Genomic DNA, 26,249 nt, shown 5'->3' on the forward strand with positions numbered 1-26,249 from the left:
TTGTACAAAGCAGGCTTTTTGATTTATGAGAAAATGTTGGTTGCTGAACTAAAGCGTCTTTGCAACTTCTGTTAAAGTAAAGGCTTCAATAAAGTCGCCCGCTTTCACATTGTTGTAATTGTCAATATTCAAGCCGCATTCATAACCTTTGTTGACTTCTTTTACATCATCTTTGAATCGTTTGAGCGATCCTAAAGTTCCGGTATAGATTACAATTCCATCGCGAATAACACGAACCTTATCTTTCCGGATAATTTTCCCGTCGCGAACGATACATCCGGCAATGGTACCAACTTTCGTGATATCGAAGGCTTCCATAACTTCAGCCGTTCCGGTAATTTCTTCCCTGATTTCAGGAGAAAGCATACCTTCCATCGCTGCTTTTATTTCGTTGATTGCATCGTAAATAATTGAATACAAACGGATATCTATTTGTTCCTTTTCAGCAATTTTACGGGCACTTACTGAAGGACGTACCTGGAATCCAACAATGATTGCATTCGAAGCGGTTGCAAGCATAATATCCGATTCGGAAATTGCACCAACTGCTTTATGGATCACATTCACCTGAATTTCTTCAGTCGACAGTTTAATCAACGAATCAGAAAGTGCTTCGATTGATCCATCCACGTCACCCTTCACAATCAGGTTCAATTCCTGGAAGTTGCCAATCGCAATACGACGGCCAATTTCATCAAGAGTAATGTGTTTCTGAGTACGCAATCCCTGTTCGCGGGCAAGCTGTTCGCGTTTGTTGGCAATGTTACGTGCATCACGCTCATTCTCCATTACATTGAATTTATCACCTGCCTGTGGGGCACCGTCAAGTCCAAGAATAATTACCGGTTCACCAGGAAGTGCAACAGTAACTTTTTGGTTTCGTTCGTTGAACATGGCTTTAACGTGACCATAGTATTGACCAGCCAATAACACATCTCCTACTCTTAATGATCCGTTTAGTACGAGCACTGTAGCTACATATCCACGACCTTTATCAAGGGTTGACTCAATTACGGTTCCGGTTGCACGTTTATTAGGATTACCTTTCAATTCGAGCATTTCGGCTTCGAGCAATACCTTTTCAAGCAACAAATCAACATTTAATCCACTTTTTGCTGATATGTCCTGACTCTGGTATTTTCCACCCCAGTCTTCAACAAGGAAATTCATCCCCGCTAATTTTTCTTTTATCTTTTCAGGATTTGCACCCGGCTTGTCGATTTTGTTAATTGCAAAGATAATTGGAACATTTGCAGCCTGAGCATGGTTGATTGCTTCAACGGTCTGTGGCATGATGTTATCATCGGCAGCCACAATAATAATTGCAATATCAGTTACCTGAGCACCACGTGCACGCATCGCTGTAAAGGCTTCGTGACCTGGTGTATCGAGGAAGGTGATTTTGCGTCCGTCCTTTAGTTTAACATTGTATGCGCCAATATGCTGCGTAATACCTCCGGCTTCACCGGCAATTACATTGGTACTCCGAATATGGTCAAGCAACGAAGTTTTACCGTGGTCAACATGACCCATTACGGTAACAATTGGAGCTCTTGGCAACAACTGTTCTTCGGTATCAGGTTCTTCTTCAATTGCAACCTGAATTTCGGCACTTACAAATTCTACTTTAAAGCCAAATTCATCAGCCACAACAGCCATTGTTTCAGCATCCAAACGCTGATTGATTGACACGAACAGCCCAAGACTCATACAAGTTGAGATTACACTGGTAACCGATGTATCCATCATGGTAGCCAACTCGTTAACTGAAACGAATTCGGTAACTTTCAGAACATTCAGATTCTCAGTGTCGCGCTCGGCCTGGGCTGCCATTTTATCGCTAACCATCTGACGTTTATCTTTCCGGTATTTCGATCCCTTTGATTTAGTACCTTTAGTCGTCAGGCGAGCCAGTGTATCTTTAATTTGCTTTTGTACATCTTCTTCACTAACTTCCTTTTTAAGAAGTGTGCGTTTCTTCAATCCGGGCTTATCTCCGGCAGGTCTTGGAGCTCCTCCAATATTTTTGGTGACCACCAATTTTTTCCGTTCGCCGGCAACAACTGGTTTATCGGCAACATTCACTCTTTGTTGCTGATTTCCAGGAATATCTTTTGAAATACGTTTTCTTTTTTTCTTGCGATTGGCCTGCGCCGCTGCATCATTGGACGGCCCTGCTGGTCTTTTATCTGAAGGTAGCTCAATCTTGCCCACTACTGTTGGACCCGATAAACGTTCGGCTCTGGCTTTAATGACAGTTGGCCCAACACGTTCAGGACGATCTGTGGCTGGAGTTCCCTGCTGAACAGCTTCGCTTTCTGATGGTTTTTGAACATCACGGCGAACACGTTCGCGATCTTTGCGTTCATCCTCCTTCTGTTTTTTGCTCTTCTTTGCCGGTCTGGTCTTTTGATTCAACAAATCCAGATCGATCCGACCAACCACCTTAACATCTTCAACTGTTGGAACATTGGTTGTTACATGGTCAGAACTAAAACGGTCATCTTCTGCTTCTACACGAACAGGTTCTGCCTTAACTTCAGGTATAATAACTGGTTCGGGCTTGTGCTCTTTCGTTGGTTTAGTTGCCTTAACTTCAGAAACAACGACAGGTATTTCCTGAACAGGCGGAGTTTCAACTACCGGTTTTTGATGTATAGGTTTTGTTTTTTCAACAGGTGGAGCTGGTGGAACAACAGGAACTACCGGTTCTTCTTTTTTCTTTGGCCCACTAAGGTTTTCAAGATCAATCTTGCCAACAACTTTTGGTGATTCAATTTCCTGACGTTTGGTAGTGATTAGTTCTTCCTTATGCTCAGGCCTAATTGGTTTGGCCTCGACATGCGGAACAGCCTCAACCTTTTTCGGGTTATGATCTTTAATGATTACTTCGTCATCCTCATAATCATCTACAACATGTTTGTTACCCGAATCTTTCACATCGTCTAGTGAGATTGATTCATGAGCGCCACGATGACTTTTCAGATTAATTTTCTCTGACTCTTTTTTAAGACTGATGTCACCCTTATATTCTTTTTCAAGAAGATGGAATGCATCATCTGTAATCTTGTTGTTTGGATTTGTATCAATATCAAATCCCTTCTTGTGCAGGAAATCAACGATGGTTGAAATACCAACATTAAAGTCGCGCGCTACCTTACTTAGTCGTTTTATACTACTACCTATAACCATAAACCCACTCAGTTAAATAAACCTCAAAATAGTTTCTAAGGAATTAACGATGATGCAATTTTACATTCAAAATCTAAAATGCCCTAATTTTCAAGCAAAAATTTGAATAAACTTTCGCCTATTCAAATTCATTTTTAAGTATTCGAAGAACCTCGTCGATCGTTTCCTCTTCGAGGTCGGTTCTTTTGATCAGTTCTGACCGGGTAAGCGTTAATACGTTTTTAGCCGTATCGCAACCGATTGATTTCAGTTGATCAATTACCCAGCTTTCAATTTCATCGGAAAATTCATCCAGATTTACGTCTTCATCGTCCTGAGCCACTTCGCGGTAAACATCAATTTCGTAGCCGGTAAGCTGGCTGGCCAATCTGATGTTCAACCCACCTTTCCCGATAGCCATCGAAACCTCATCGGGTTTCAGGTAAACATCGGCTCTTTTGGTGTCTTCGTGTAACTTAATGGATGATACTTTGGCTGGATTCAATGCTCGTTGAATAAACAACTGATTGTTAGCCGAGAAATTTATTACATCAATATTTTCGTTACGCAATTCACGGACGATGCCATGAATACGCGATCCCTTCATTCCAACGCAGGCTCCAACCGGATCAATGCGTTCGTCATATGATTCAACAGCAACTTTAGCGCGTTCGCCCGGAACCCTTACAATCTTTTTAATGGTAATTAAACCATCAAAAATTTCAGGCACTTCCAATTCGAAAAGGCGTTCGAGGAAAACAGGAGAAGTACGCGAAAGTATAATCAACGGATTGTTGTTCCGTAATTCAACTTTAAAAACGACTGCACGCAGGTTATCTCCTTTTCTGAAATAATCAGAAGGAATCTGCTCGGTTCTTGGAAGAATCAGTTCATTGCCTTCGTCATCCAAAATTAGGATTTCTTTTTTCCAAACCTGATAAACTTCACCGGCAACGATGTCACCGATTTTGTTCTTGTATTTGTTGTAAATATGGTCTTTTTCAAGCTCCATAATTCGACTGGCAAGGTTTTGACGCAAGTTCAAAATGGCCCTGCGACCAAAATGTGCAAGCTTAACCTCGTCGGTTACTTCTTCTCCAATGTCGTAATCAGCGTCAATTTTTTTGGCTTCTTTCAAAGTGATCTGCCTGTTTGGATCTTCAAAATCCTCGTCAGCAACTACTTCCCTATTGCGCCAAATCTCAAAGTCACCTTTATCGATGTTAATAATCACATCGAAGTTTTCATCTGTGCCATAGGTCTTTTGAAGAACATTTTTAAATACATCTTCCAATACGCTCATCATTGTGGCGCGGTCGATGTTTTTAAGTTCCTTAAATTCGGCAAAGGTGTCGATAAGATTAAGAGTCTCCATCTCGTCCCGGTTTTAGAATTTTAATACTTTTTTTGTTTCTTTTATCTCCAGATATCCAAGTGTATGAACCCGTGTTACAAGTTCCTTCTTTTTTGATCCTTCTGATTTTTCTTTTGTTGTCACCTCCAGATCAATTCCCTGATCGTCGGCTTTTAATAGTATCCCAGTCAATTTTAATCCACTGGTCAGCAGCACATCAACTTCTGTATTTATATTTTTCTTATACTGACGAACCAAACTGAAAGGTTCGCTCAATCCGGCAGAAAAAACCGACAATTCGAAATCTTCCACCTCACGATCAAGGTTGCTTTCAACAAAACGGCTGATTTCGACAATTTGATTGATCGAAATGCCTGTGTCGCTATCAACCATGATATCAATGACGTTGCTTAACGAAACTGTTACATCAACCAAGAACTGGTCATCTGTAAGCTTTTCATTTACAAGTTCTGCTATTTTAACTTTGTCGATCATATTTTTGTAATAAAATAGGGGACTTTCGATCCCCTACGCTCTGGTTTCCCCAAATTGTCGCGACAAAAATAGTAATTTTAATTAAATTGTCAAAATCAATTCATTAAGCTTTCTGATTATCAGCAAAAAATAAAGACTATTGCCCTCTTTACGAACACATTTATACATGAACTTTCAATTTTTAGTATGTTTGTATATGAAAATACACATGCAATACATTGAAAACAAATAAGAAGAAAATAATCAACGATCCGGTTTTTGGCTTTATCAACATCCGCTCCGAACTCGTCTTCGATTTAATTGAACACCCCTATTTTCAAAGGCTACGCCGTATTAAACAATTAGGATTATCATGTATGGTGTACCCGGGTGCCAATCACACCCGGTTTGAACATGCTCTTGGGGCAGTTCATCTGATGCGCTCAGCAATTGGGATCCTGAAATTAAAAGGACAGGAAATTAGCGAAGAAGAAGCCGATGCAGTAACCGTTGCTATTCTTTTGCACGACATTGGCCATGGGCCATTTTCGCATGTACTCGAAAGTACAATTGTGCAAGGCGTACCACACGAACGCATTTCGTTGCTTTTGATGGAGGAACTGAACCGGCAATTCGATGGGAAATTGGACCTTGCCATCCAAATTTTTACCGACAATTACCCCCGACATTTCCTTCACCAACTGGTATCCAGTCAATTGGATATGGATCGGCTCGACTATTTGAGCCGCGACAGTTTCTTTTCAGGTGTATCTGAAGGAGTAATCAGTTCGGAGCGCATTATTAAGATGCTGAACGTAAAAAACGATGAACTGGCAATTGAGTATAAAGGAATTTATTCGGTTGAAAATTTCCTGATAGCCCGACGACTGATGTACTGGCAGGTTTATTTACACAAAACTGTTCTTTCGGCCGAATACCTTTTTATTAATGTACTCGCACGTGCCCGTGAATTGGCCTTGCAAGAAATTGACCTATTTGCAACTCCGGTATTTAAAGCATTTCTGACCTACAAAATAACTCTCGACGACTTTACTTTTAATCGGCTGATTGACGGTCGTCCGGCATTAGACCTATTTGCCAACCTGGATGACAACGATATTATTGCCTCCATTAAAGAATGGCAAAACCATCCGGATGCCATATTATCCTATCTTTCTCACTGCATCATCAACAGGCGCTTTTACAAAATAAAGATCAGTAAAAAACCTATTCCTGAGCAGAAAATATCTTTGCTTAAAGAAAAAATATGCGCACATTTTGATGTCTGCGATGAGTTCGTTCACTATTTTCTTATTGCCGATACCATCTCAAACAGCGCGTACAATCAGTCTTCCAGTGAAAAAATTAATGTTTTATTCAAAAATAACAAGATAAGCGATATTGCAGATGCTTCGGATATAAACCTCTCTGCTTTTTCTGAAACGGTGAGGAAATATTTCATCTGTTATCCGAAAGAATTGGACATTAAGTAATTTAAACTATTTTTGCACGGCAAATCGAAAACGAATATGGAATTCAAAGCTCAAAGCATAGCTGATTTTCTGGGAGGTACAATAGAAGGAGACACCAATGCTACAGTTACTGACGTAGCAAAAATTGAAGAAGGAAGACCCGGAACATTAGCATTTTTATCCAATCCGAAATACAATAAATACCTATACGAAACAGAGGCTACAATCGTAATTGTAAATCAGGATTTTGAACCTGAGGCTGAAGTTAAACCTACCCTAATCCGGGTTCCAGACGCTTACAAAGCTTTCGCTTCGCTTCTCGAATTGTATCAGCAGGCTAAAGGCAACAAAACCGGCATTGAAAACCCTTCATTTATTGATGCTTCTGCAAAAGTGGGTAACGACGTTTATGTTGGTGCATTTGCATACATTGGCAAGAATGTCCGCATCGGAAATCACGTAAAAATTTACCCTCAGGTGTATATTGGCGACAACACCATTGTTGGTGACGACAGCATTTTATATGCAGGAGTAAAAATCTACGAAGACACCAAAATAGGTGAAGCCTGTATCATTCATGCCGGTGCAGTAATCGGAGCTGATGGTTTTGGCTTTGCTCCTCTCGAAGATGGAACTTACCAGAAGATTCCACAGGTTGGAAACGTTATTCTGGAAGATTACGTGGAGATTGGCGCCAATACTACGATTGATTGTGCAACAATGGGATCGACAATCATCCGAAAAGGAACAAAGATAGACAACCTGGTACAAATTGCCCATAATGTTGAAGTTGGAGAAAACACGGTAATGGCTTCGCAAACGGGTATTGCCGGATCAACAAAGGTTGGTAAAAATTGCCAGTTCGGCGGACAGGTGGGAGTTGCAGGTCACATAACGATAGGCGATCATGTCAGTTTGGGAGCCATGTCGGGGGTGGCCAACAGTATCAAATCAAACCGGACAGTTTTAGGAGCACCCGCTATGGATATTGCTCAGGCTGCAAAAGTTTTTGCCATTTTCCGGAATTTGCCCCAACTTAGGGAACAACTTATCGACCTGGGAAGACAAGTTGCACAAATTAAAACCAAGCTTGAAGAATAATTGAAATCAGGAATGACAATAAAACAAAAAACATTAGCGAAAGAATTTTCGATTAGCGGAAAGGGACTGCACACCAATTGTTTGGTGAACATGACTTTTAAACCCGCGCCAATCAATCACGGATTTAAATTTCAGCGTATCGATCTTGAAGATAAACCAATTATACCAGCAAGTGCCGAATACGTAGTTGACACCTCAAGAGGTACGGTGCTTGGCATCGGGAATGCCCGTATAAGCACACTCGAACACAGTCTGGCCGCTTTAACCGGAATGGATCTGGACAATGTATTGATTGAAATTGACAACGAAGAAGTTCCGATTTTGGATGGAAGTTCACGTTTTTTTGTTCAGGCCATTGAAAAAACCGGAATAGTTGAACAGGATGCCGAACGTGAATACTTTGTTGTTACTGAACGGATTGTTTACAAAAATGAAAAAACCGGATCGGAGATCATTGCCGTACCCGATTCAGAATATAATCTCAATATCTTAATATCGTTCAATTCAACGGTACTGAACAACCAGTTTGCAGTTTTAAATTCGCTTTCCGATTTTAAGACTGAGGTAGCCAATTGCCGTACTTTTGTATTTCTGCACGAACTCGAATTTTTGCTTCAAAACAACCTGGTAAAGGGTGGCGATCTGGACAATGCCATTGTAATTATGGACCGTCCGATTTCGCAGGAAGAACTTGACCGCATTGCCCTCATGTTTAATCACGAACGTGTTGAAGTAAAAGAGCAGGGAATACTGAATAACGTTGAATTGCAATACGATAATGAATGTGCCCGCCATAAACTTTTGGATGTAATTGGTGATTTAACCCTCGCCGGAAAGCGAATCAAAGGACGTATCATTGCAACCAAGCCAGGGCATAGCGCAAATACCGAATTTGCAAAAGTAATTATGAAAGCCATCCGGAAGGAAGATTCAAGGGAAAAGGCTCCCGTTTACAACGCCAGTACTCCGGTATTGATGGATGTAAATAAAATAAAAGAACTACTTCCACACCGTTACCCCTTCTTATTGGTCGATAAGGTTATTGACATTCAGGATAACTACCTTGTAGGTGTAAAAAATGTAACTGCCAACGAACCATTTTTTCAGGGACATTTTCCTGAAGAACCTGTTATGCCCGGAGTTTTACTTGTTGAAGCGATGGCTCAGGCTGGAGGAATATTTGTACTTCGAAACCTTGCTGGAAAATACTCTACTTATTTCATGAAAATTGACAACGTCAAATTCAGGAGAAAAGTAGTTCCCGGAGATACTCTGGTTTTCAAGGTTATCCTTTCATCGCCTATTCGTCGTGGAATCGCAGAAATGCGTGGATTATGCTACGTGGGCGATACCATTGTTGCCGAAGGTGATTATATGGCTCAGATAATAAAAATACAGTAATTAGAAACAGAAAATAGTACAGAAATGAAACAACCATTAGCTTACGTGCACCCCGAAGCAAATATTGCTGAAAACGTAGTTATTGAACCTTTTGTGTCGATCGACAAAGACGTGATCATTGGTGAAGGCACCCGGATCGGATCGAGTGTTACCATCATGCCCGGCGTTCGTATTGGCAAAAACTGCCGCATTTTCCCTGGAGCAGTCATTGGAGCTGCACCTCAGGATTTAAAATTCAGAGGCGAATATTCTACAGTGGAAATTGGTGACAACACTACCATTCGCGAATTTGTAACTATAAACAGAGGCACCGTAGCTAAAGGCAAAACCGTAGTTGGCAACAATTGTCTTTTGATGGCTTATGTACACGTTGCACACGATTGTGTTGTTGGAAACGACGTTATTTTGGTAAACAACACACAATTGGCCGGCGAAGTTGTTATTGACGACTATGCCATTTTAGGTGGGATGACCGCGGTACATCAGTTTGTGCATGTTGGTTCGCACGTGATGGTTTCAGGTGGTTCGCTGGTTCGTAAAGATATTCCTCCATTCATTAAAGCTGGCCGCGAGCCGCTTTCGTATGTAGGTATCAACTCCATCGGATTGCGTCGTCGTAATTTCAGCAACGAAAAAATCCGCGAGGTACAGGAAATTTACCGCTACATTTACCAAAAAGGTTTGAATATCTCTCAGGCTGTAGAGATTATTGAAGCCGAAATGCCTGCTTCGACCGAGCGCGACGAAGTTTTGCTGTTTATTAAAGACTCGAAACGAGGAATTATTCGTGGTTATCTGCCCGATTAATTTCTACTGAAAATAATACTGCTGAAAAGCCCTGAATCATTTGGTTCAGGGCTTTTTTATGTCTTGATATTTCTGAAATGAAAATTACGAAGCTCCAAAGCACTGGGACTGTATACACAAAATTGTTGACCGATTATAAAAAAGATTGCCGGAAAATGAGCCTAATAACATGAAATTGAAATACTGATAATCAACGATAATCGCAGGAAACGCTATATATTTGGGGTTATACAATTGACTTAATTCCAGGAAATACAGCTATCGCTCAGAGTTTTGATTTAGATGTAATAGCAAAAAAGCAGAACCGAAATTATTTATAGTATTTATCCACAAACATAAATTTCACAAAATATTGATTGGACAAAATGAAAGAGAATGTTAAAAAGGACAAGTTCACTTATGTATTATTTGCAGTCTATTTGATTGCATTATTTTGGATTTTACTGTTTAAATTAAGTGTTCATTTTTCGTACATGGGAAATACGAGGAATGTAAACCTAATTCCATTCAATGAGCTTTTCATCCAAAATGGTAAAATTGATTGGAGTGAAATGATTATGAATGTATTGATTTTTATACCATTGGGGATATATGCAGGAATTTTGTTTAAACGATGGATTATTGGGAGAATATTATCCTTGTTTTTCTTAATTAGCTTAATCATTGAAGTATTCCAATTTATTTTTGCACTTGGGGCTTTTGATATTACGGATATAATTAATAATACTTTAGTCGGAATAATTGGATTGATGACATATCTGGGAATTGAAAAAGCATTTAAAAATAGTGTTAAGGCACAAAAATTCATAAACGTAGTTGCAACGATAGGAACTGTCTTGATGATTGTATTGCTTTCGTTACTAAAAATGGGCAAACTATGGATAAGATACCAGTAGTCAACTATAAATATTAATGATTATCCGGAGTTCTGCCTAAAGCACATAAATTACCTGAGAACAAAAAAATATATCGGTGCTCTGCACCTCATGATTCAACAATAATCACATTTCTACAAATATCCCGGGATGCTGCCCCTTGAGTCTTATCAAATAGGGTGCAGAGCACCAAATCTTTGTAGAATAAGGTAGAAAAGAAACAAAATAGGTTCAGAGCACCGACATATACTTTCCTTAAATCATGGGTAGGCAACAAAACTGATATTCATTAAATATTATTCTGAATGTAGAGTGGTTAAAACAAGTTATAATATAAAGCTTTCCGACTGACAGAAAATTAGTTACTTTATATGACTGAATGATCATTAATCGAAATTGGTCATGATAAATTATTTTGAAAAACAATTTGAGCTTCGCTATTTCGAAATGAATAAATTCGGAGAGGCTTCATCGACTGCTATCTTAACTTTACTCGAAGAAACGGCTGCCGATCATTGTTATGCCATCAATCACAGCTTGTTCGATCTTGAAAAGCAAAATATTGGATGGGTATTGCTTTCGGGTATTATGGAAATGGATTACTATCCGGCTTACAAAGAAAAGATTGTAATCCGGACATGGTTGTCGAAATATTCGACGATTAAAGGGTTTCGAGAAAATATCATATACAACGAACAAGGACGCATTATCGGAAGAGCGAAAGGCCTTTGGGTTTTCTTCGATATCGACCGCAGAAGACCCATTCAAATTCCGGATGCCATTAAAGATAAATGGTTGTACTTTAACGAAGAATCTATCAATCACGACATCACGAAGAAAATCGACATTATTGATTCGTCAGACCATATAAAGGAATTTAAAATTAACCGGTTTGATGTTGATACGAATCTGCACGTAAACAACATCCGGTATTTGCAATGGCTCATTGAGTCAATTCCTGAAGACATTATCGATAATTTTTATTTACACTCCATCGACGGGAGATTTATTGCCGAAGCTCAATTGGGCGACACCATCATGTCATTTACCGAAAGGGATGACAATCTCAATTCCTTTATTCATAACATTAAAACCCAGGAGAACAATACCGTTTGTGCCTCTGCCCGAACCGTTTGGAAATCAAGATAAAAATAAAGGGCAAATCCTGATTTTACAATCGGGAAATGCCCTTTTACTCCACAAACAAAATCGCTTCTTTAACCTCTTTATCTTAAACCTTCGACTAAATCCAAGTCAAAAGCTTGTATCTGGATTTTTTGAATAATGTTAGGCTGAACGCTCAGCCTAACAACACAAACTATTTTTTCAATCCTTCTGCCGGATATCTGAACGTATAATTTCCTGATCCAACATTCATGGAAATACCTTTATCGGTTTGTTTCAAACTTCCTTTAATTGAAGCTGTCATCGCTTGAGCATTTACCGTTAACTGATCGGCTTTTGCTGAAGGTAAAGTAACCGTTGCTGTTGTATTCGCAGGTACAGTAACCTCGTAAACAAAGTCATTTCCATCAATTTTCCATGCCGATTTTACTTTTCCGTACAGTGAATTAAACTCAACTCCTGCATTGGTTAATCCACCACCCGGATGCGGTGCCAGCAAAATGTGCTTGTAGCCAGGATTTTCGGGGTCGATATCCATACCGGCAACGTAGCGGTACAGCCATTCGCCAATCGCTCCGTAAGCATAATGGTTAAAACTGTTCATGCCCACATCCTGGAACGATCCGTCAGGTTTCTGTCCGTCCCAACGTTCCCAGATGGTGGTTGCACCCTGAGTAACCGGATATAGCCACGAGGGGTAATCCTTTCGGTTTAGGAGCATAAAGGCTAAATCATCGTATCCATGCGCCGACAATGTTTTGCAAAGCAATGGCGTTCCAACAAAACCGGTAGTCAAATGACCCATTTTCTTTACATCGTCAGCCAGATATTTGGCTGCTTTTGGTATCAAATCTTCAGGCAAAAGATCGAATGCCAATGCCAGGGAATAAGCCGTTTGCGTATTCGAAACCAAACGCCCGGCTGGCGTCACAAATTCTTTCTGAAATGCTTTCTTGATGTTTTCAGATAGTTGAGCATATTTTTTGGCGTCGTCATTCTGCCCAATGATAGCAGCAATCTTAGCGAGTAATCCGCTTGAATAGGAATAATAGGCAGTGGCAATCAGGTCTTTTTCGGTAGTTGCACCTGTATAATCCGAACGGTTACTGGCAAAGGCAAGCCAGTCGCCAAAATGAGTATCCCCGGTCCATAAATTTTTCTCTCCAGCCCTGGCTTTCATGTATTCAACCCAGGCTTTCATACTTGGATACTGAACTTCCAGAATACGTTTGTCGCCATAAGTCAGGTAAGTCGTCCACGGCACAATAACCGAAACATCGGCCCAGGCAGTTGATCCTCCATCTTGTCTCAAAACATCTGGAATGACATGCGGAACCCGTCCGTTAGGCAACTGGTCGGCAGCTACGTCGCGCATCCATTTGGTATAGAAAGGAGCCACATTAAAATTGAAGGCTGCAGTCATGCTGAAAACCTGTGCATCGCCGGTCCAACCCAAGCGTTCGTCGCGCTGCGGGCAATCGGTAGGCACATCCAGAAAGTTTCCTTTTTGTCCCCACTGAATGTTGTGCTGCAATTGATTGATCATTGGATCGGAACATACAAATGTACCCGTTGGGGTCATGTCGGAATGGATAACAACACCGGTAATCTGGTCAAGCGAGGGTTGTGCCGAAAGACCTTCGATTTTTACAAACCTGAATCCATGAAATGTAAAATGAGGTTCAAACGTTTCAATTCCTGATCCGTTCAGGATAAAGTTATCCGTACATTTTGCACTGCGCAGGTTGTCGGTGTAAAAATTTCCTTCTTTGGTCAACACTTCAGCAAACTTCAGCGTTACCTGATCGCCTTTTTTGCCCTGAACTTTCAGGCGCACCCAACCAACCATATTTTGTCCCATGTCGAAAACGGTTTCGCCTGTGGGAGTAATGATTAATTTTATTGGCTTAATTTCTTCGATGGCTTTTACAACAACACCCTGTGGTGCAATTAGTATTTTCTTTGATTGATCGGTAATTGTAGCTTTTTCCCATTCACTATCGTTGAATCCGGCACCGGACCAGCCCGACATTTCTTTGCGGGCATCGTAAGTTTCGCCATTGTAAATATCAGAGAATACAATCGGTCCGTTCGAAACTTTCCAACTTTGATCGGTACCGACTACCTCAGATGTACCATCGGTATAAGTAATCTGAAACTGAGCCAAAAGCGCCAATTTGCTTCCATAATAACCATTCTGGCTGCTCCAGCCAATGTTTCCACGAAACCAGCCGTCGCCCAAAATTGCGCCAACCGTATTTTTTGCCTGAAGCATTGAAGTTACATCGTAAGTCTGGTATTGAATGCGATTTTTATAGCTGGTCCATCCGGGAGTAAACAAATCGGTGCTTACTTTTTTCCCGTTCAGGAACAATTGATACAAACCATGTGAGGTAACATAAACCCTTGCCGATTTTATTGTTTTGGCAGTGGTAAACTCTTTCCTGAAGTATTGGGCTGGTTTCGATCCCTTTACTTCAGGCTCCGATCCAAGTGTAATCCATGAAGCTTTCCATGATTCGGGTTCGAGAATTCCCATTTCCCAGGTGGCCGGGGCGCTCCATGCTGATACTTTGTTTTTGTTGTCCCAAACACGCACTTGCCACGACACACGCTGCATCGATTTTAATGCCGGTCCGTCGTATGTAACATCAACAGATTGTGCCGAATTTACTTTCCCGGAAGTCCAGAGTAATTTGCCTTTGGCTGATTGGTCGGTTACCTTAATTTCGTATGCAGTTTGAAGTACATTTTCTTCATCTGATACTATTTTCCAGCTAAGGCGGGGTTTCTGGATATCGATACCCAGAGGATTGGTATGATACTCGCAAATCAGTTCTTTAACTTCGGTCTTGACAGCAGCAACAGTACTAAAACTGCTGATTGCCAACAAAACCAGAAGCAGTTTCGTCAATCTTAAAATTTGTTTCATCATTGTTGATAGTTTAGGTTTTGTATTCGAAAAATGTTATTCGGAAAGAGTCATCAGTCAATGGAAAACTTTTCGAATGACCAATGACTTTTTCCTGAATATTTATTCCATATAAAATACTTCTTCCAGCGGAATTGATACCGGAGAGTTGTCAGGGTTTGTTTTCATAAGGTCGGCCATGAAAGCCCACCATTTCTTTACGATTTCGGTTTGTCCAAGGTCTTGCGAGCCACCGTCGCCACTTACTTTCTGAAAAGCAAACAGGGTACTGGTTTCTTCATCGAGAAAAATGGAATACTCACTGACACCAGCACCTTTAAGCAGTTGGCGTAATTCAGGCCAAAGTTCGTTGTGCCTTTTCCTGTATTCTTCTTTCTGACCTTCGTTCAGGTACATTTTAAATGCTAGACGTTCCATTATCCGAGGGCATTTAATTCAGGATATAACCATTTGGCTACGCCAATAATAATAACCGACAAAAGAATTGCGCCAATACCCATAAGAATCATGTTGTAGGTCTTTTTTGATACGCCTTTCCATTCCTTGCGGTAGAAACCCCAAAGGTTGGCGGTTAAAATGATGGTGGCCATGTGAAGCGTCCACGAACTGGCACCATTGCCGATTTTGGTTTCACCCATTCCGTAGAAAAAGAATTGCAGAAACCAGGTGGTTCCGGCCAAAGCACAGAAAAGGTAGTTGCTCAAAAGCGGCGTTTTCTTGTCAATGAAGTCACCGCCTGTTTTGTTTTTGAAAATCAGGGCGGTAGTCCAGATCAGGTTGGTGGTAAGGCCTCCCCAGAGAATGACAAAAAAGATAATGTTGTTTTCGAAGAGGTATTTGAAACCCGTTCCTGCCTGGGTTACAAAAGGATAGTGCTGTTCCACAGCCAGCGACCGGGCAATGGACGACATTTCTTTTCCAGCATCGATTCCAAAACTGAAAAATGCGCTTAAAATACCGGAAACAATAGCAATCATTAACCCTTTAGACAGCTTGAATTCACTATTAACTCCCTCTTTATTTTTGCCCAGATCCTGATCCTTCCGAATTCCGGCGGTTCCACTTAGAATAATTCCGACTAACAAAATTAAAATACCGAGTAAGACGATTCGTCCACCTGTAGTACTAAACAAATCGGTGAACGATAGTCCGTCAGGGATTAATTCAGCAATTCCGGGAATATTCCGCAAAATCGGCAATCCCAGCGAACCAACGATAGAAGTAATACCCAGCAGTACAGAGTTACCAAGCGACATACCAAGGTAGCGAATAGCCAGTCCGTATGTCAGGCCACCAACTCCCCACAGCAAACCCATAATATAGGTATTGCGAATAACTCCACCCGGAGTGGCTTCTAAAATCCCCTGCCAGCCAGGAATCGTCAACAAAACAGCAATTAATGGCATGATAAACCAAGAGAAAAGTCCCCCGGTAATCCAATAAACTTCCCATCGCCATTTTTTCACCCAATTGTATGGCATGTACCAACTTCCCGAGGCACCGCCTCCAAGGGCATGAAAAATAATCCCTAATAGTGCATTCATATGTTTAGTTATTAGTTAAGTTTTAAACTCAAGATAGTTCGGAGTGCCTGGAATTCCCTGCCCGAAGCAGGCGGGGAAGTGCCTAAAGTTAAACTCCGCACTTCAAAATTCGCACTCCACTCTTATTTTATCGTTTGCTGGTCACTTCTTTTTCGTATTGCTGAATGTCGGCAATGTAAGCTTCGCCGGCAATAACACCTTTTTTCAGGCAATAGTAATCGAATACAGCAGCCCAAGGTAATGATTTAGCTTCTTCGAGCAATGCCAAACGCTCAAAGTTTTGGCCATTGGCTTCGTAAGCACGCAATTGAGTAATTGGCTCTAGCAAAGCTTGTAACAAAGCTTTCTGAGTTGCACGAACGCCTACCACGTAAGCGCCAATACGGTTGATGGATGCATCGAAATAATCGAGTCCAACGTGAACGCGATCGAGCGCATTGGCCCGGATAATTTCCTGCGTCAGCGCCTGCAATTCGTCGTTCAAAATAACAACATGGTCGCTGTCCCAACGCACACCACGACTCACGTGAAGCATAATTTCAGGAGCAAAAAGCAACAGCGATGAAATCTTGTCGGAAATCACTTCGGTTGGATGGAAATGACCAGAATCCAAGGTAATCATTTTGTTGTTGGCAACACCGTAACCCATATAGAACTCGTGTGAACCAACCACATAGCTTTCGCTTCCAATACCGAATAATTTACATTCGATACTGTCGAGCATGTAATCGTCATTGGTTTTGTATTCGAAGATCTGGTCGAGCGATTCTTTCAGATTTTTACGATACAGCAAACGGTCGACGGTTAAATCTTTCGATCCATCAGGAATCCAGATGTTGTGAATACATTCTGAACCCAACTGACGTCCCATCTCTTCGGCAATTTTACGCGATTGGACGACGTGATCAATCCAGAACTGGCGGATGGCAGGATCGCGGTGCGACAAGGTAAAGCCGTCAGCCGATTTTTCGTGCGAAAAACAGGTACAGTTGAAGTCCAGTTTATAGTTTTTCTCTTTCGCCCAATCAATCCAACTCTGGAAATGTTTGGGTTCAATCTGATCGCGGTCAACCGTTTCGCCGCCAAAATCGCCATAAAAAGCATGGATATTTACACGGTGATCGCCCGGAATCAAGCTCATGGCTTTGTCAATGTCGGCACGAAGTTCAGAAATTGAACGTGCTTTCCCCGGATAGTTTCCGGTTGCCTGAATACCACCAGTTAGTTCACCATCGCCATTTTCGAAACCGGCCACATCGTCGGCCTGCCAGCAGTGCAGCGATATAGACAACTTGTCTAATTGTTCTACTGCTTTTTCAACGTCGATACCCAGATCGGCATAACGGGCTTTGGCATATTCAAATGCCTGATTAATTTGAGATTCTTTCATGATTGCTTTATTATTTGTATATAATCTATTTTCAACCTATTTGTAACTACTTTTTTGAAGGTCGATACCATTTCGTCCGAAACAAGGTCTTTGTTTTGAAAGGCGCTTTCTCGCGGACGTAATTACTTCTTCCCGTTTTATCCCCGGGTTTCGTTTCACTTTACCCGGGGTTATTGATATTTTACCCCTTCGGAGTATGAAGAAACATTTGTTTCAATTGCATTCGACAGTCTCTCTTTTCTCCAGTCACCCCTATCATCCTGAATTTATTTCAGGATCATTTCAGTGTCTCATTCGTTTAGAGATGCTGAAACAAGTTCAGCATGACCCGACATCGCTAGTTTATTGACCCGACACTAGCCTGTTATTTTCAGAAATTTCTGGTACGCTGCTTCCCAATCGCCTTTGTTTTCAGGTAAAAACTCTTCGATTTGAATGGACTCGCGAATAATTTGACGCATCTCAGACAAAGAATCGACACAGCCGGCAGTTTTTGCCTGAATCATGATATTGCCGATAGCCGTGGCTTCTGACGGTCCGGCTAATACCGGTATGCCAATCGCATTGGCAGTCCATTGGTTGAGCAATGGGTTTTTGGAGCCTCCACCAATGACATGAAGTTTTTCGATGGTAAAAGGCGCCAGATTAATAAACTTCCCCAATACATATTTATACCTAAGCGATAAGCTTTCGAAAATACAGCGAACAAATTCGGCATGGGTCGAAGGGGCGGTTTGGCCAGATGCGATACAATAATCAACAATGGCTTTTGTCATACTGACCGGATTAGCAAATGACGCGTGATCAGAATCAATCAACGACTGAAATGCAGGCGCCGATTCGGCCATGTGAACCAACTTTTCGTAGGCATACGTGATGCCCTCTCTTTTCCATTCTTTCAGGCATTGTTCGAGGAGCCACATCCCGGTAATGTTCTTCAGGAAACGCGTTGTTCCTTCTATTCCGCCTTCATTCGTGAAATTAAGCGCATAAGTTTCGTCGTTTATAATCGCATCTTTTACCTCAATTCCCATTAGCGACCATGTTCCTGAACTCAGGTAAGCGAAACGTTCATTTTCAGCCGGAATAGCAGCAACTGCTGAAGCAGTATCGTGACCTGCAACAGCAACAACAGGTACTTTACCCAATTCGCTTTCGTCGGCTAAGTCATCGGTAAGTGTACCAATGCGATGACCTGGCATAACGATTTCACCCAACATCGACGGAGAAATACCAGCGGCTTCGAGCAATTGAGACTCGAACTGCTTTGTCCTCGGATTTAATATCTGCGAGGTGGAGGCGATGGTATATTCAACCACTTTATTTCCGGTGAGCAAATAAGCCAGAGCATCGGGCATAAACAACACTTCTGAAGCGGCTTCCAAAAGTGAGTTACCTGCTTGTTTCAAGGCAAACAACTGGTATAAACTGTTGAAATTCATCACCTGTATTCCGGTGAGTCCATAAACTTTTTCGCGTGGAATGATTTCGAAGTATTTTTCGGGCATTCCGTCGGTGTGCGGATCGCGATAGGCATACGGAGCGCCAAGAATAGTTCCGTCTTTAGCAATCAATGCAAAATCAACTCCCCAGGTATCAATGCCAATCGACGAAATTTCAACACATTCTTTTTTAACTTCAGCCAAGGCTACTTTAAAATGTTCGAATAACGAATAAATGTTCCAATGAAAATGATCGCCTATCTGAAGCATCTGATTTGGAAACCTTGTTAACTCCTTCATTTGAAGCCTTCCATTATCAAGAGTTCCAAGTATAGAGCGTCCGCTGGTGGCTCCAAGGTCGAATGCCAGAAACGATTTATTTTTCATTCTTAAATGGCTTAGTTAAATTTTATCTATTATGACTTTATTATCTATTTTTGTAAGTGTAAAACTACATACTAATTAATGCCTACTTATATTAGAAATGATTCTTTATTTGCACAAAATGACACTACATTAGATGTTATAAAATAGGTTTATTAGATGAGGTGACAATAAAAAACCGGGTTGCAATTAAAAGTGATTTGGGGATCTGAAAATTTGAAATGAAGAGGAATGGATAAATGGTTGTATGGCTAAATGGTTAAAATGAATAAATAACAATTTGACACTACAACAATTTAGTCCTGTTGAAATATGGAACGTTGAAATTGAAACTCAATTTATGCCAAACGAATCGTTTGTAAAATATATTCACGCGGGTTCACTCGATAAAGAATGGGGATTGTTCCTGACTGGCGCGGGATATGCACAAATTCCGCCGACGACTGTTTACCCGCCAAATGTGCACCCCAGCGGTTATTTCTTCACCTGGGGAAAAGGACGTGTGCTTCAGGAATACCAGATCAATTACATTACTGAGGGCTCCGGAACGTTTGAGACGAGTACTGATCAGTTTCAGGTAGTACCCGGTTCGATCCTGATTTTGCGTCCGGGAATGTGGCACCGCTACAAACCCGATTCCAATACCGGGTGGAGCGAACATTACCTTGGATTTAACGGCGATTTTTGTTCGCACCTGTTTAACGAGGGATTTTTTCAATCGGGCAAGCCTGTCATGTATGTGGGCTTTCAGGAAAATATCCTGAAGTTATTCCTTGAAATTATCCAATTGGTAAAAGATGAGAAAACAGGCCATCAACAAGTTGCCGCAGCAAATACGATTTTAATTCTTAGCAAGATTCTATCGGTAGTTCGTAACCAGGAGTTCGCCGGGAAAAGCATAGAGCGCACCATTCGGAAAGCCTGTTTGCATTTCAGGGAAAACCTTAATACCAATGTTAATATTGAAGAGTTGGCCAAAGAGTTAAATGTTGGATATTCCTACTTCAGGCAAATGTTCAGGAAATACACAGGTATTCCGCCAACCCAATACCATTTATCGCTCAGGATACAAAAGGCTAAAGACTTGCTGGTTTCAACCGATCAAAGTTTCAAGGAAATTGCCATCGACCTCGGATTTGAATCGTATTTTTATTTTTCACGAATTTTTAAGGACAAGACCGGAAAAAGCCCGATGGAATTCAGGAAAGAACATCACCAACAAAATTGAGGCATTGTGTCCGATTAAAAGTAGAATATATTTTTCTGACCACGCTTTTCTTTGTACGCCCCTTTTCGAACCACTTTCACAATAGAACGCCGGTTTACTTCGTGCTGTTCTTCAGTACATTCAACCCCATTGGCGCATTTATTCAGCAAACGTGTCTCACCGTATCCGTGGTACAAAAGGCGTTTCGGGTCAATTCCTTTGGAAACCACATAATCGAAAGCAGCCTTAGCCCGCTTTTTCGAAAGCAACATATTGTAATCATCGCTACCGCGCGAATCGGTGTGCGATTCAATCCGGATTTCAAGATCCGGAAAATCTTTCAGCATGGCAATCAGCCGGTCAAGAGTAGCAGCAACATCAGGTTTGATATCTGATTGATCTAATCCATAGTTGATGTATTCCAGTTCGACGACCTGTAAAGCCTCCCCATCCTCTTCTTCCATGCTTTTTGGCGCAGGCGAATTATCGTCAGCTTCTATCTTTTGTTCCAGAAAAATCTCTGAGTAAGCTTCATCATTTGGCCGAAGTTTCGCTGTACCAATAACGACTTCGGTTTCGTTGTATAATTCTTTGGTTACATTAATCGTGTATTGTTGCCCCTTGTTTACTTCGAACTCGAACTGCCCATCGATGCGGGTGGTACTCGATGCAATGGTATTCCCGGCTTCGTTAATCACAGAAACTGTGGCATCAGAAAGTACGTCTTTTGTATCGCGATCCTTGACTACACCACGGATGATAACCGGAACCCGTTTGATCTTCAGAAAGTACAAATCGTCGTCACCCTTACCTCCCGAACGGTTTGAGGCAAAATAGCCTTTCACTCCGGTCGAGTCAAGTGCCAGCCCAAAATCATCTTTCGATGAATTAACCGGGTAGCCCATATTCTCGACACTATTAAAAATGCCCTGTTCAGGAACCGAGAAATAAATATCCAATGCCCCTAAACCACCATGTCCATCGCTTGAAAAATAGAGAACCCCATCGTTACTGATAAATGGGAAAAACTCGTTTCCTTCGGTATTAATTTTTGGCCCGAGATTAAAAGGTTTACTCCATTGTCCGTTCGAAAATACACTAAAGTAAATATCTGATTTTCCATAACCACCGGGCATATCAGAAGCAAAATACAATATCTTTCCTTCTTTGTCAATCGAGGGATGCCCCGCAGAATATTCGTCGCTGTTGTACCTAAAGCTACCGCTCAAATTCCATTCATTATCGTCCAGCTTTCCAAGAAATATCTTCAGGTTAACTACGCCTTCCCTACTTTTTGAAGTTTTCCCCTTCGCAAAATTATTCCGGGTTAAATAGATAATGTTGTTTTTCGAATCGATTGAAACCGGTCCGTCGTGGTAAGCAGTTTTCAGCTTTGGAGCAAAGGGCTCTACTGAATTCAGATCGCCATAGGGTCCTATTTTTGCTGAATACAACTTCAGATAGGGCAATTCATTCCACTTATAAGTCGCTCCTGCTTTAGTGCCTATTGAGGTTGATGAGAAAATAAGTTTGTCCTTATAGAAAGCTGGTCCCATGTCGGAACCGATTGTATTTATGGCGGTATTCAGGATTTCATAATTGGTAGAATCGCGCATCAGGAATTTAATGTATTCGAGGAGAGAAACCTGCAAATTAACGCGTCCGTCTTCAGGTCGTAAATCGGAGTATTCTTTTAGCCATTGCTCTGCAACCAGGTATTTACCATTGCTTTTCAACGCCTGCGAATAATTAAAAATATCTTCAGGAATGGCAACTTTGCGGTCGATTAATTTTTTGAGCCAACGTTCAACCTCTTCTGTATTTCCAACATTTCGGTTCGACTCTGCCAATCTCTTTACTACATAATTATCGGCAGTATCCTTTTCGTAGGCATATTCGTAAAGTCCAATTGCCTCAACAAATGCAAATTCATCAAAGCTTTTATCAGCAAGCTTAACGGTAAGCTTCTGGCTCAAACCTACCGTTGGTATGAATAAGATAAGAATTACTCCCCACAGAAATATTTTTGAAAGTCTTGCCATTCAATGATTCTTTGTACCCGAAAATAAACCATTCCATACAACGAATATCTGTACACCAAAATTAAAACCGACAAATCGACCCGAGAAAACTGGGCTAGAAATATCTTGGTGATCTAACTCTGCCGCGTCCAAAGTCGAAATCGAAGGTTACCATAATTTCATGTGTTCCGTTGCTAAAAGCTCCCAATTTATTGATTGGAAGATCGTAGGAATATCCGAATTTTAACTGATCGGTGACCTGAAGTTGAAATAATCCTCCAAATGAATCTCCAACCCGATACATACCTCCCAACCAAAGACGGTCATAAAATAAAAATGTACCCGTTAAATCTAACCCAACAGGGGCATTGTTAACATATTTGGTTAAAATGGATGGTTTAAATTTAACAATTCTATTTACATCAAATACATAGCCCGCCATAAAAAAAATGTGTACCTGTTCCTTGCTGATACTCTGCGTGGAAACGCCATTTTTATTGATTCTGTTTTCAATTAATTTTGGAAGTGAGAGTCCAAAATAATATTTAGGAGTATAATAAAAAGCTCCAACACCGAAGTTTGGTAAAAATTTACGGTTAATATCATTGGCGAAAACCGGGTCATCCGGATCGTTGGTAGTTAAGTCTGAAAGGCCAGCATCAAAAAAATTGACTCCCCCTTTTAGTCCCAGAGAAAGACTTCTGCGGCGACTAAAACTGAGCGTAAAAGAATAATCGATATAAAGTCCTGTCTGTTTTACAGGGTCTACCTGATCGCTCAAAAACGAAAAGCCTAAACCCATTTTTGTGCCGACAACAGGAAAATTCATCGAAAATGAGCGGGTGACGGGTGCCCCAGGCATAGATACCCATTGATTGCGCGAAACGACCATCATGCTCAACACATCTTTTGATCCGGCATAAGCAGGATTAAGCGTAAGCAGATTTTCCATGTACTGCGTGTACATTGGATCTTGCTGCGCATACGATTCGAGGACACAAAACAATAGTACAATTACCGCGATAACTCGGGCAACCAATTGGTTTATTCGTTTTATGTATTTAGAATTACTCAATTTTTCATTTTGTTTTTAATGTCTTCAGTTTTTTATCCGAGTTTCCAATTTTTACTTTAGGCGCTTTTTCATCGATCGAGATAAATGGCACCATTTATTTTTTCTTTTCCATCCAGTTTCAGCACATAAAAATAAGTGCCTGTAGGAACCGAGCCTGAACCAACCCGAACACCCTGTCCGGCTTTTCCATCCCAGAATCCGCTTTTACCCTGACCTTCTCCATAATTGTCCGATCGGTAAACCACATTACCCCAACGGTTGAAGATTTCAATTTGCACTGTTTTATATTTGGCTATTCCTTTTATTTCGAATTTATCGTTGATGCCATCACCATTGGGAGAAAAAGCTTCAGGAATAAAGAATGGTGCATCGCTAACCAAAACCAATACGGTTGCCTGATCGCAATGCTCGAAATAGTCACAGATAGAATAGATAAAATTATCAGATCCAGTATAATACTGATTGGGTAAATAAGAAACCAGCGAATCGCCTACCACGGTTGCGATACCATTTTGTGGCGCGGTTACTATTTTCAATGTGGCCGGGTTTAATTCTCCCTTGGGCATGTCGTTGGCCAGTACATTAATATCAACAGCAAAATTCAACTTAGTTGATGAAGTATCCATCACTGCTTGAGTATATAAGCCAACCCAAACCGAATCCTGACTGGTACAGCCGTATGTATCAGTAACCTTCAAATAGTACATACCCAAACCACTCACCTCTGCCATAGCCGTAGTTTCTCCACTTCTAATAATGCCATCCTTCGACTGCCACAAATAAGTTAGGCCAACTCCTGTACTCTTACTTCCACTCAGTAAAATATCAGCATTTGGCTCATTAACAAAAACATTTTTATCGGTTACAGCCTTTGGCTGATTATTAACAACAATCAACACCGAAGTCGTATCCACTTGCCCCCTGCTATCAGAAACAGTTAAGTGATATCGGGTTGTTTTTCCAGGAATAAAGGTCGGTTTTGAGCTGGCTGCATTGTCGAGATAAGCAGATGGCGACCAAGTAAAAGTAAGTCCTCCACCATTTGATGAACTTGCATCCAATACATAACCAGTAACATTACAATTACCTAGCATTACAATTGAGTTTCCTGCAATTCGGGCAGTTGGCTTATCATCGGTTTGATCGACCACAAAATGCCAGGCCTTACGGTTGGCACATCCTGAAAGAGAATTAACTGTAACCATTAAGTAATAGTCGCCTGAACCGTTCCATTTGACCTGAATTTCATTTTCACGGCCAGCCCCCAAGGGTGACATAACCGCCTGACTGTTATTTGCAGGATTTATCAACGTAACATCGGTGAATACCTGCCAATTGTAAGTTACTTCAAACGCATTCTTCGCAATCTTGTATTCGTGCACAGAACCACGATATACCGTGTAGAAGTCCTGTCCAGTTGCAAAAGCAACAGACGAAACCCATACGAGTATCATGATTAGAATTCTATGTAGAATACCTTTTTTCAATCCTTAAATTTCAAATGCCCCCACCAAACCTCCCCCGGAGGGGAGGCTATTGGGCGGCAAAGCTTTATTAAATTATCGCCTCCTAAAAATCTACCTAACACACTATTTTTCAAAGTTTTTTTTGGACGAGGACTTTATACCCCTTGTAAACTGTCTATAACCGGTAAAACTTCAATCCGGTGCTGAACTGAATCATTCGAAGAATTACTATCAAGCAGATTACTGCGACTTTCACTCTGATTTTTGATTGATAGTTTTACATCCTGCGAAACTCCAGGCACGTTCTTGACCGCAACCGTAACCGTTACTTCGCTGTCGGTACCTTTAACTAAGTAAAGGTTATTTACATCGGAAGTCAGCTTACCTGAATTAACTCCTACAATTGATACAATTGAAATACCTGTATTATAAGCCGGATTGACTGATAAAACAGGTTGAAACGACCAATCATAGGTATCTCCTGCCAGCGCTGTTTGTTTGTTATCGGTACCATTTAACCTCCGAACTATAAATTTCAGAGTAGTGGTACCGGCATCATATGCCGAAGCCAAAGGGTTAAACCCATCGGTTGAGGCCACCGCCGGACAACTCATGGTATTGTCAACCGGAATATTCTCCGACAATAAGTCGAATTTGTTGATTTGTGGTGTAATTTGAATATTAATTCGATTAGTACATCCACCATTATCTGTTGCCTCCAGCCACACATAATAAATATGCGCCGAAGCTCCCGAATTCCATTGAATTTTCGTGGATGCTAATCCGTCTACCCCCACTTTCCCTTTTGCATTGATAATATCAAATTCACCAGTCAAACCATCATCATAGTATCCACTACCGTCGGCATTGGCGGTAATGTAAAAATTGTACAAGGCTCCAGCGCTTATACCGTTACAGGTATATGTTTGCAAAGCACCCTCATAAGGCTGCCGAGTCGCACTCTGTGCATTAGCTGTCGGACTAAATCCGACAGCTAACAGCATTAGT

19 protein-coding genes are annotated in these 26,249 nt (G+C 41.2%); 7 read left to right on the plus strand and 12 right to left on the minus strand.

Going from position 1 to position 26,249, the window contains the following annotated elements; translation table 11 throughout:
• Nucleotides 1-48: 48 nt before the first annotated feature.
• The 3 genes from infB to rimP form a co-directional block, all read right to left on the minus strand.
• Nucleotides 49-3,192: a translation initiation factor IF-2 gene (gene infB, locus AQPE_RS08530; protein WP_318350637.1), complete on the minus strand. Its 3,144-nt coding sequence runs from the start codon at nucleotides 3,190-3,192 to the stop codon at nucleotides 49-51.
• Nucleotides 3,193-3,310: 118 nt separating this feature from the next.
• Nucleotides 3,311-4,546: a transcription termination factor NusA gene (nusA, locus tag AQPE_RS08535; RefSeq protein WP_318350638.1), complete on the minus strand. Its 1,236-nt coding sequence runs from the start codon at nucleotides 4,544-4,546 to the stop codon at nucleotides 3,311-3,313.
• A gap of 12 nt (nucleotides 4,547-4,558) precedes the next feature.
• Nucleotides 4,559-5,020, minus strand: coding sequence for a ribosome assembly cofactor RimP (gene rimP / locus AQPE_RS08540; RefSeq protein ID WP_318350639.1), 462 nt, complete (start codon nucleotides 5,018-5,020; stop codon nucleotides 4,559-4,561).
• A gap of 218 nt (nucleotides 5,021-5,238) precedes the next feature.
• Here rimP and AQPE_RS08545 point away from each other — a divergent pair, with 218 nt between their 5' ends.
• The 6 genes from AQPE_RS08545 (at nucleotide 5,239) to AQPE_RS08570 (ending at nucleotide 11,804) form a co-directional block, all read left to right on the plus strand.
• The gene (locus tag AQPE_RS08545; protein WP_318350640.1) at nucleotides 5,239-6,492 is read left to right on the plus strand and encodes an HD domain-containing protein; all 1,254 of its coding nucleotides are present in this window, start codon (nucleotides 5,239-5,241) and stop codon (nucleotides 6,490-6,492) included.
• 36 nt (nucleotides 6,493-6,528) lie between these two features.
• The gene (gene lpxD / locus AQPE_RS08550) at nucleotides 6,529-7,572 is read left to right on the plus strand and encodes a UDP-3-O-(3-hydroxymyristoyl)glucosamine N-acyltransferase (protein ID WP_318350641.1); all 1,044 of its coding nucleotides are present in this window, start codon (nucleotides 6,529-6,531) and stop codon (nucleotides 7,570-7,572) included.
• Nucleotides 7,573-7,584: 12 nt separating this feature from the next.
• Nucleotides 7,585-8,973 (plus strand): bifunctional UDP-3-O-[3-hydroxymyristoyl] N-acetylglucosamine deacetylase/3-hydroxyacyl-ACP dehydratase, encoded by a 1,389-nt coding sequence (locus AQPE_RS08555; protein ID WP_318350642.1) that lies wholly within the window; start codon nucleotides 7,585-7,587, stop codon nucleotides 8,971-8,973.
• A gap of 24 nt (nucleotides 8,974-8,997) precedes the next feature.
• A complete protein-coding gene (gene lpxA, locus AQPE_RS08560) occupies nucleotides 8,998-9,780 on the plus strand; it encodes an acyl-ACP--UDP-N-acetylglucosamine O-acyltransferase (protein WP_318350643.1) in 783 nt (260 codons plus the stop codon).
• Nucleotides 9,781-10,145: 365 nt separating this feature from the next.
• Complete coding sequence (locus tag AQPE_RS08565; RefSeq protein ID WP_318350644.1) at nucleotides 10,146-10,676, plus strand: VanZ family protein; 531 nt, start codon at nucleotides 10,146-10,148, stop codon at nucleotides 10,674-10,676.
• 381 nt (nucleotides 10,677-11,057) lie between these two features.
• Nucleotides 11,058-11,804: an acyl-[acyl-carrier-protein] thioesterase gene (locus AQPE_RS08570; protein ID WP_318350645.1), complete on the plus strand. Its 747-nt coding sequence runs from the start codon at nucleotides 11,058-11,060 to the stop codon at nucleotides 11,802-11,804.
• Between the two features lie 169 nt (nucleotides 11,805-11,973).
• On the opposite strand, the gene AQPE_RS08575 is transcribed toward AQPE_RS08570, so the two are convergent.
• The 5 genes from AQPE_RS08575 to AQPE_RS08595 all read right to left on the minus strand — a co-directional run bounded on the left by AQPE_RS08575 (nucleotide 11,974) and on the right by AQPE_RS08595 (nucleotide 19,475).
• Nucleotides 11,974-14,715: a glycoside hydrolase family 78 protein gene (locus AQPE_RS08575; RefSeq protein WP_318350646.1), complete on the minus strand. Its 2,742-nt coding sequence runs from the start codon at nucleotides 14,713-14,715 to the stop codon at nucleotides 11,974-11,976.
• A gap of 99 nt (nucleotides 14,716-14,814) precedes the next feature.
• Nucleotides 14,815-15,129 carry an L-rhamnose mutarotase gene (gene rhaM, locus AQPE_RS08580; protein ID WP_318350647.1) on the minus strand — a complete coding sequence of 105 codons (315 nt, stop codon included), beginning with the start codon at nucleotides 15,127-15,129 and terminating at the stop codon, nucleotides 14,815-14,817.
• Nucleotides 15,129-16,256, minus strand: a complete 1,128-nt coding sequence (locus tag AQPE_RS08585) for an L-rhamnose/proton symporter RhaT (protein ID WP_318350648.1) — start codon at nucleotides 16,254-16,256, stop codon at nucleotides 15,129-15,131. The genes rhaM and AQPE_RS08585 overlap by 1 nt, the downstream gene beginning before the upstream one ends.
• Before the next feature lie 127 nt (nucleotides 16,257-16,383).
• On the minus strand, nucleotides 16,384-17,646 hold the full coding sequence (locus AQPE_RS08590; RefSeq protein ID WP_318350649.1) for an L-rhamnose isomerase: 1,263 nt from the start codon (nucleotides 17,644-17,646) through the stop codon (nucleotides 16,384-16,386).
• Nucleotides 17,647-18,002: 356 nt separating this feature from the next.
• Nucleotides 18,003-19,475: a rhamnulokinase gene (locus AQPE_RS08595; protein ID WP_318350650.1), complete on the minus strand. Its 1,473-nt coding sequence runs from the start codon at nucleotides 19,473-19,475 to the stop codon at nucleotides 18,003-18,005.
• Nucleotides 19,476-19,752: 277 nt separating this feature from the next.
• On the opposite strand from AQPE_RS08595, the gene AQPE_RS08600 reads away from it, so the two are divergent.
• The gene (locus tag AQPE_RS08600; protein ID WP_318350651.1) at nucleotides 19,753-20,700 is read left to right on the plus strand and encodes an AraC family transcriptional regulator; all 948 of its coding nucleotides are present in this window, start codon (nucleotides 19,753-19,755) and stop codon (nucleotides 20,698-20,700) included.
• Between the two features lie 14 nt (nucleotides 20,701-20,714).
• Here AQPE_RS08600 and AQPE_RS08605 read toward each other — a convergent pair whose 3' ends face one another.
• From AQPE_RS08605 to AQPE_RS08620, 4 genes are all read right to left on the minus strand, one after another.
• Nucleotides 20,715-22,721, minus strand: coding sequence for an OmpA family protein (locus tag AQPE_RS08605; protein WP_318350652.1), 2,007 nt, complete (start codon nucleotides 22,719-22,721; stop codon nucleotides 20,715-20,717).
• Between the two features lie 94 nt (nucleotides 22,722-22,815).
• Entirely contained in the window at nucleotides 22,816-23,775 is a 960-nt protein-coding gene (locus AQPE_RS08610; RefSeq protein WP_318350653.1) for a PorP/SprF family type IX secretion system membrane protein, read from the minus strand.
• Nucleotides 23,776-23,843: 68 nt separating this feature from the next.
• Complete coding sequence (locus tag AQPE_RS08615) at nucleotides 23,844-25,229, minus strand: T9SS type B sorting domain-containing protein (protein ID WP_318350654.1); 1,386 nt, start codon at nucleotides 25,227-25,229, stop codon at nucleotides 23,844-23,846.
• 167 nt (nucleotides 25,230-25,396) lie between these two features.
• The gene (locus tag AQPE_RS08620) at nucleotides 25,397-26,245 is read right to left on the minus strand and encodes a hypothetical protein (protein ID WP_318350655.1); all 849 of its coding nucleotides are present in this window, start codon (nucleotides 26,243-26,245) and stop codon (nucleotides 25,397-25,399) included.
• Nucleotides 26,246-26,249: the final 4 nt, after the last annotated feature.

The organism is Aquipluma nitroreducens, from assembly GCF_009689585.1.
Lineage (GTDB): Bacteria > Bacteroidota > Bacteroidia > Bacteroidales > Prolixibacteraceae > Aquipluma > Aquipluma nitroreducens.

Excerpts from the sequence above, each read along its gene's own strand:
- AQPE_RS08595 (WP_318350650.1), bottom strand. The coding sequence starts at position 19,475 with ATGAAAAATAAATCGTTTCTGGCATTCGACCTTGGAGCCACCAGCGGA.
- rhaM (WP_318350647.1), bottom strand. The coding sequence starts at position 15,129 with ATGGAACGTCTAGCATTTAAAATGTACCTGAACGAAGGTCAGAAAGAA.
- lpxA (WP_318350643.1), top strand. The coding sequence starts at position 8,998 with ATGAAACAACCATTAGCTTACGTGCACCCCGAAGCAAATATTGCTGAA.
- AQPE_RS08615 (WP_318350654.1), bottom strand. The coding sequence starts at position 25,229 with ATGATACTCGTATGGGTTTCGTCTGTTGCTTTTGCAACTGGACAGGAC.
- AQPE_RS08620 (WP_318350655.1), bottom strand. The coding sequence starts at position 26,245 with ATGCTGTTAGCTGTCGGATTTAGTCCGACAGCTAATGCACAGAGTGCG.
- AQPE_RS08605 (WP_318350652.1), bottom strand. The coding sequence starts at position 22,721 with ATGGCAAGACTTTCAAAAATATTTCTGTGGGGAGTAATTCTTATCTTA.
- AQPE_RS08565 (WP_318350644.1), top strand. The coding sequence starts at position 10,146 with ATGAAAGAGAATGTTAAAAAGGACAAGTTCACTTATGTATTATTTGCA.
- infB (WP_318350637.1), bottom strand. The coding sequence starts at position 3,192 with ATGGTTATAGGTAGTAGTATAAAACGACTAAGTAAGGTAGCGCGCGAC.
- lpxD (WP_318350641.1), top strand. The coding sequence starts at position 6,529 with ATGGAATTCAAAGCTCAAAGCATAGCTGATTTTCTGGGAGGTACAATA.
- AQPE_RS08570 (WP_318350645.1), top strand. The coding sequence starts at position 11,058 with ATGATAAATTATTTTGAAAAACAATTTGAGCTTCGCTATTTCGAAATG.
- AQPE_RS08585 (WP_318350648.1), bottom strand. The coding sequence starts at position 16,256 with ATGAATGCACTATTAGGGATTATTTTTCATGCCCTTGGAGGCGGTGCC.
- AQPE_RS08590 (WP_318350649.1), bottom strand. The coding sequence starts at position 17,646 with ATGAAAGAATCTCAAATTAATCAGGCATTTGAATATGCCAAAGCCCGT.
- rimP (WP_318350639.1), bottom strand. The coding sequence starts at position 5,020 with ATGATCGACAAAGTTAAAATAGCAGAACTTGTAAATGAAAAGCTTACA.
- nusA (WP_318350638.1), bottom strand. The coding sequence starts at position 4,546 with ATGGAGACTCTTAATCTTATCGACACCTTTGCCGAATTTAAGGAACTT.
- AQPE_RS08575 (WP_318350646.1), bottom strand. The coding sequence starts at position 14,715 with ATGATGAAACAAATTTTAAGATTGACGAAACTGCTTCTGGTTTTGTTG.
- AQPE_RS08555 (WP_318350642.1), top strand. The coding sequence starts at position 7,585 with ATGACAATAAAACAAAAAACATTAGCGAAAGAATTTTCGATTAGCGGA.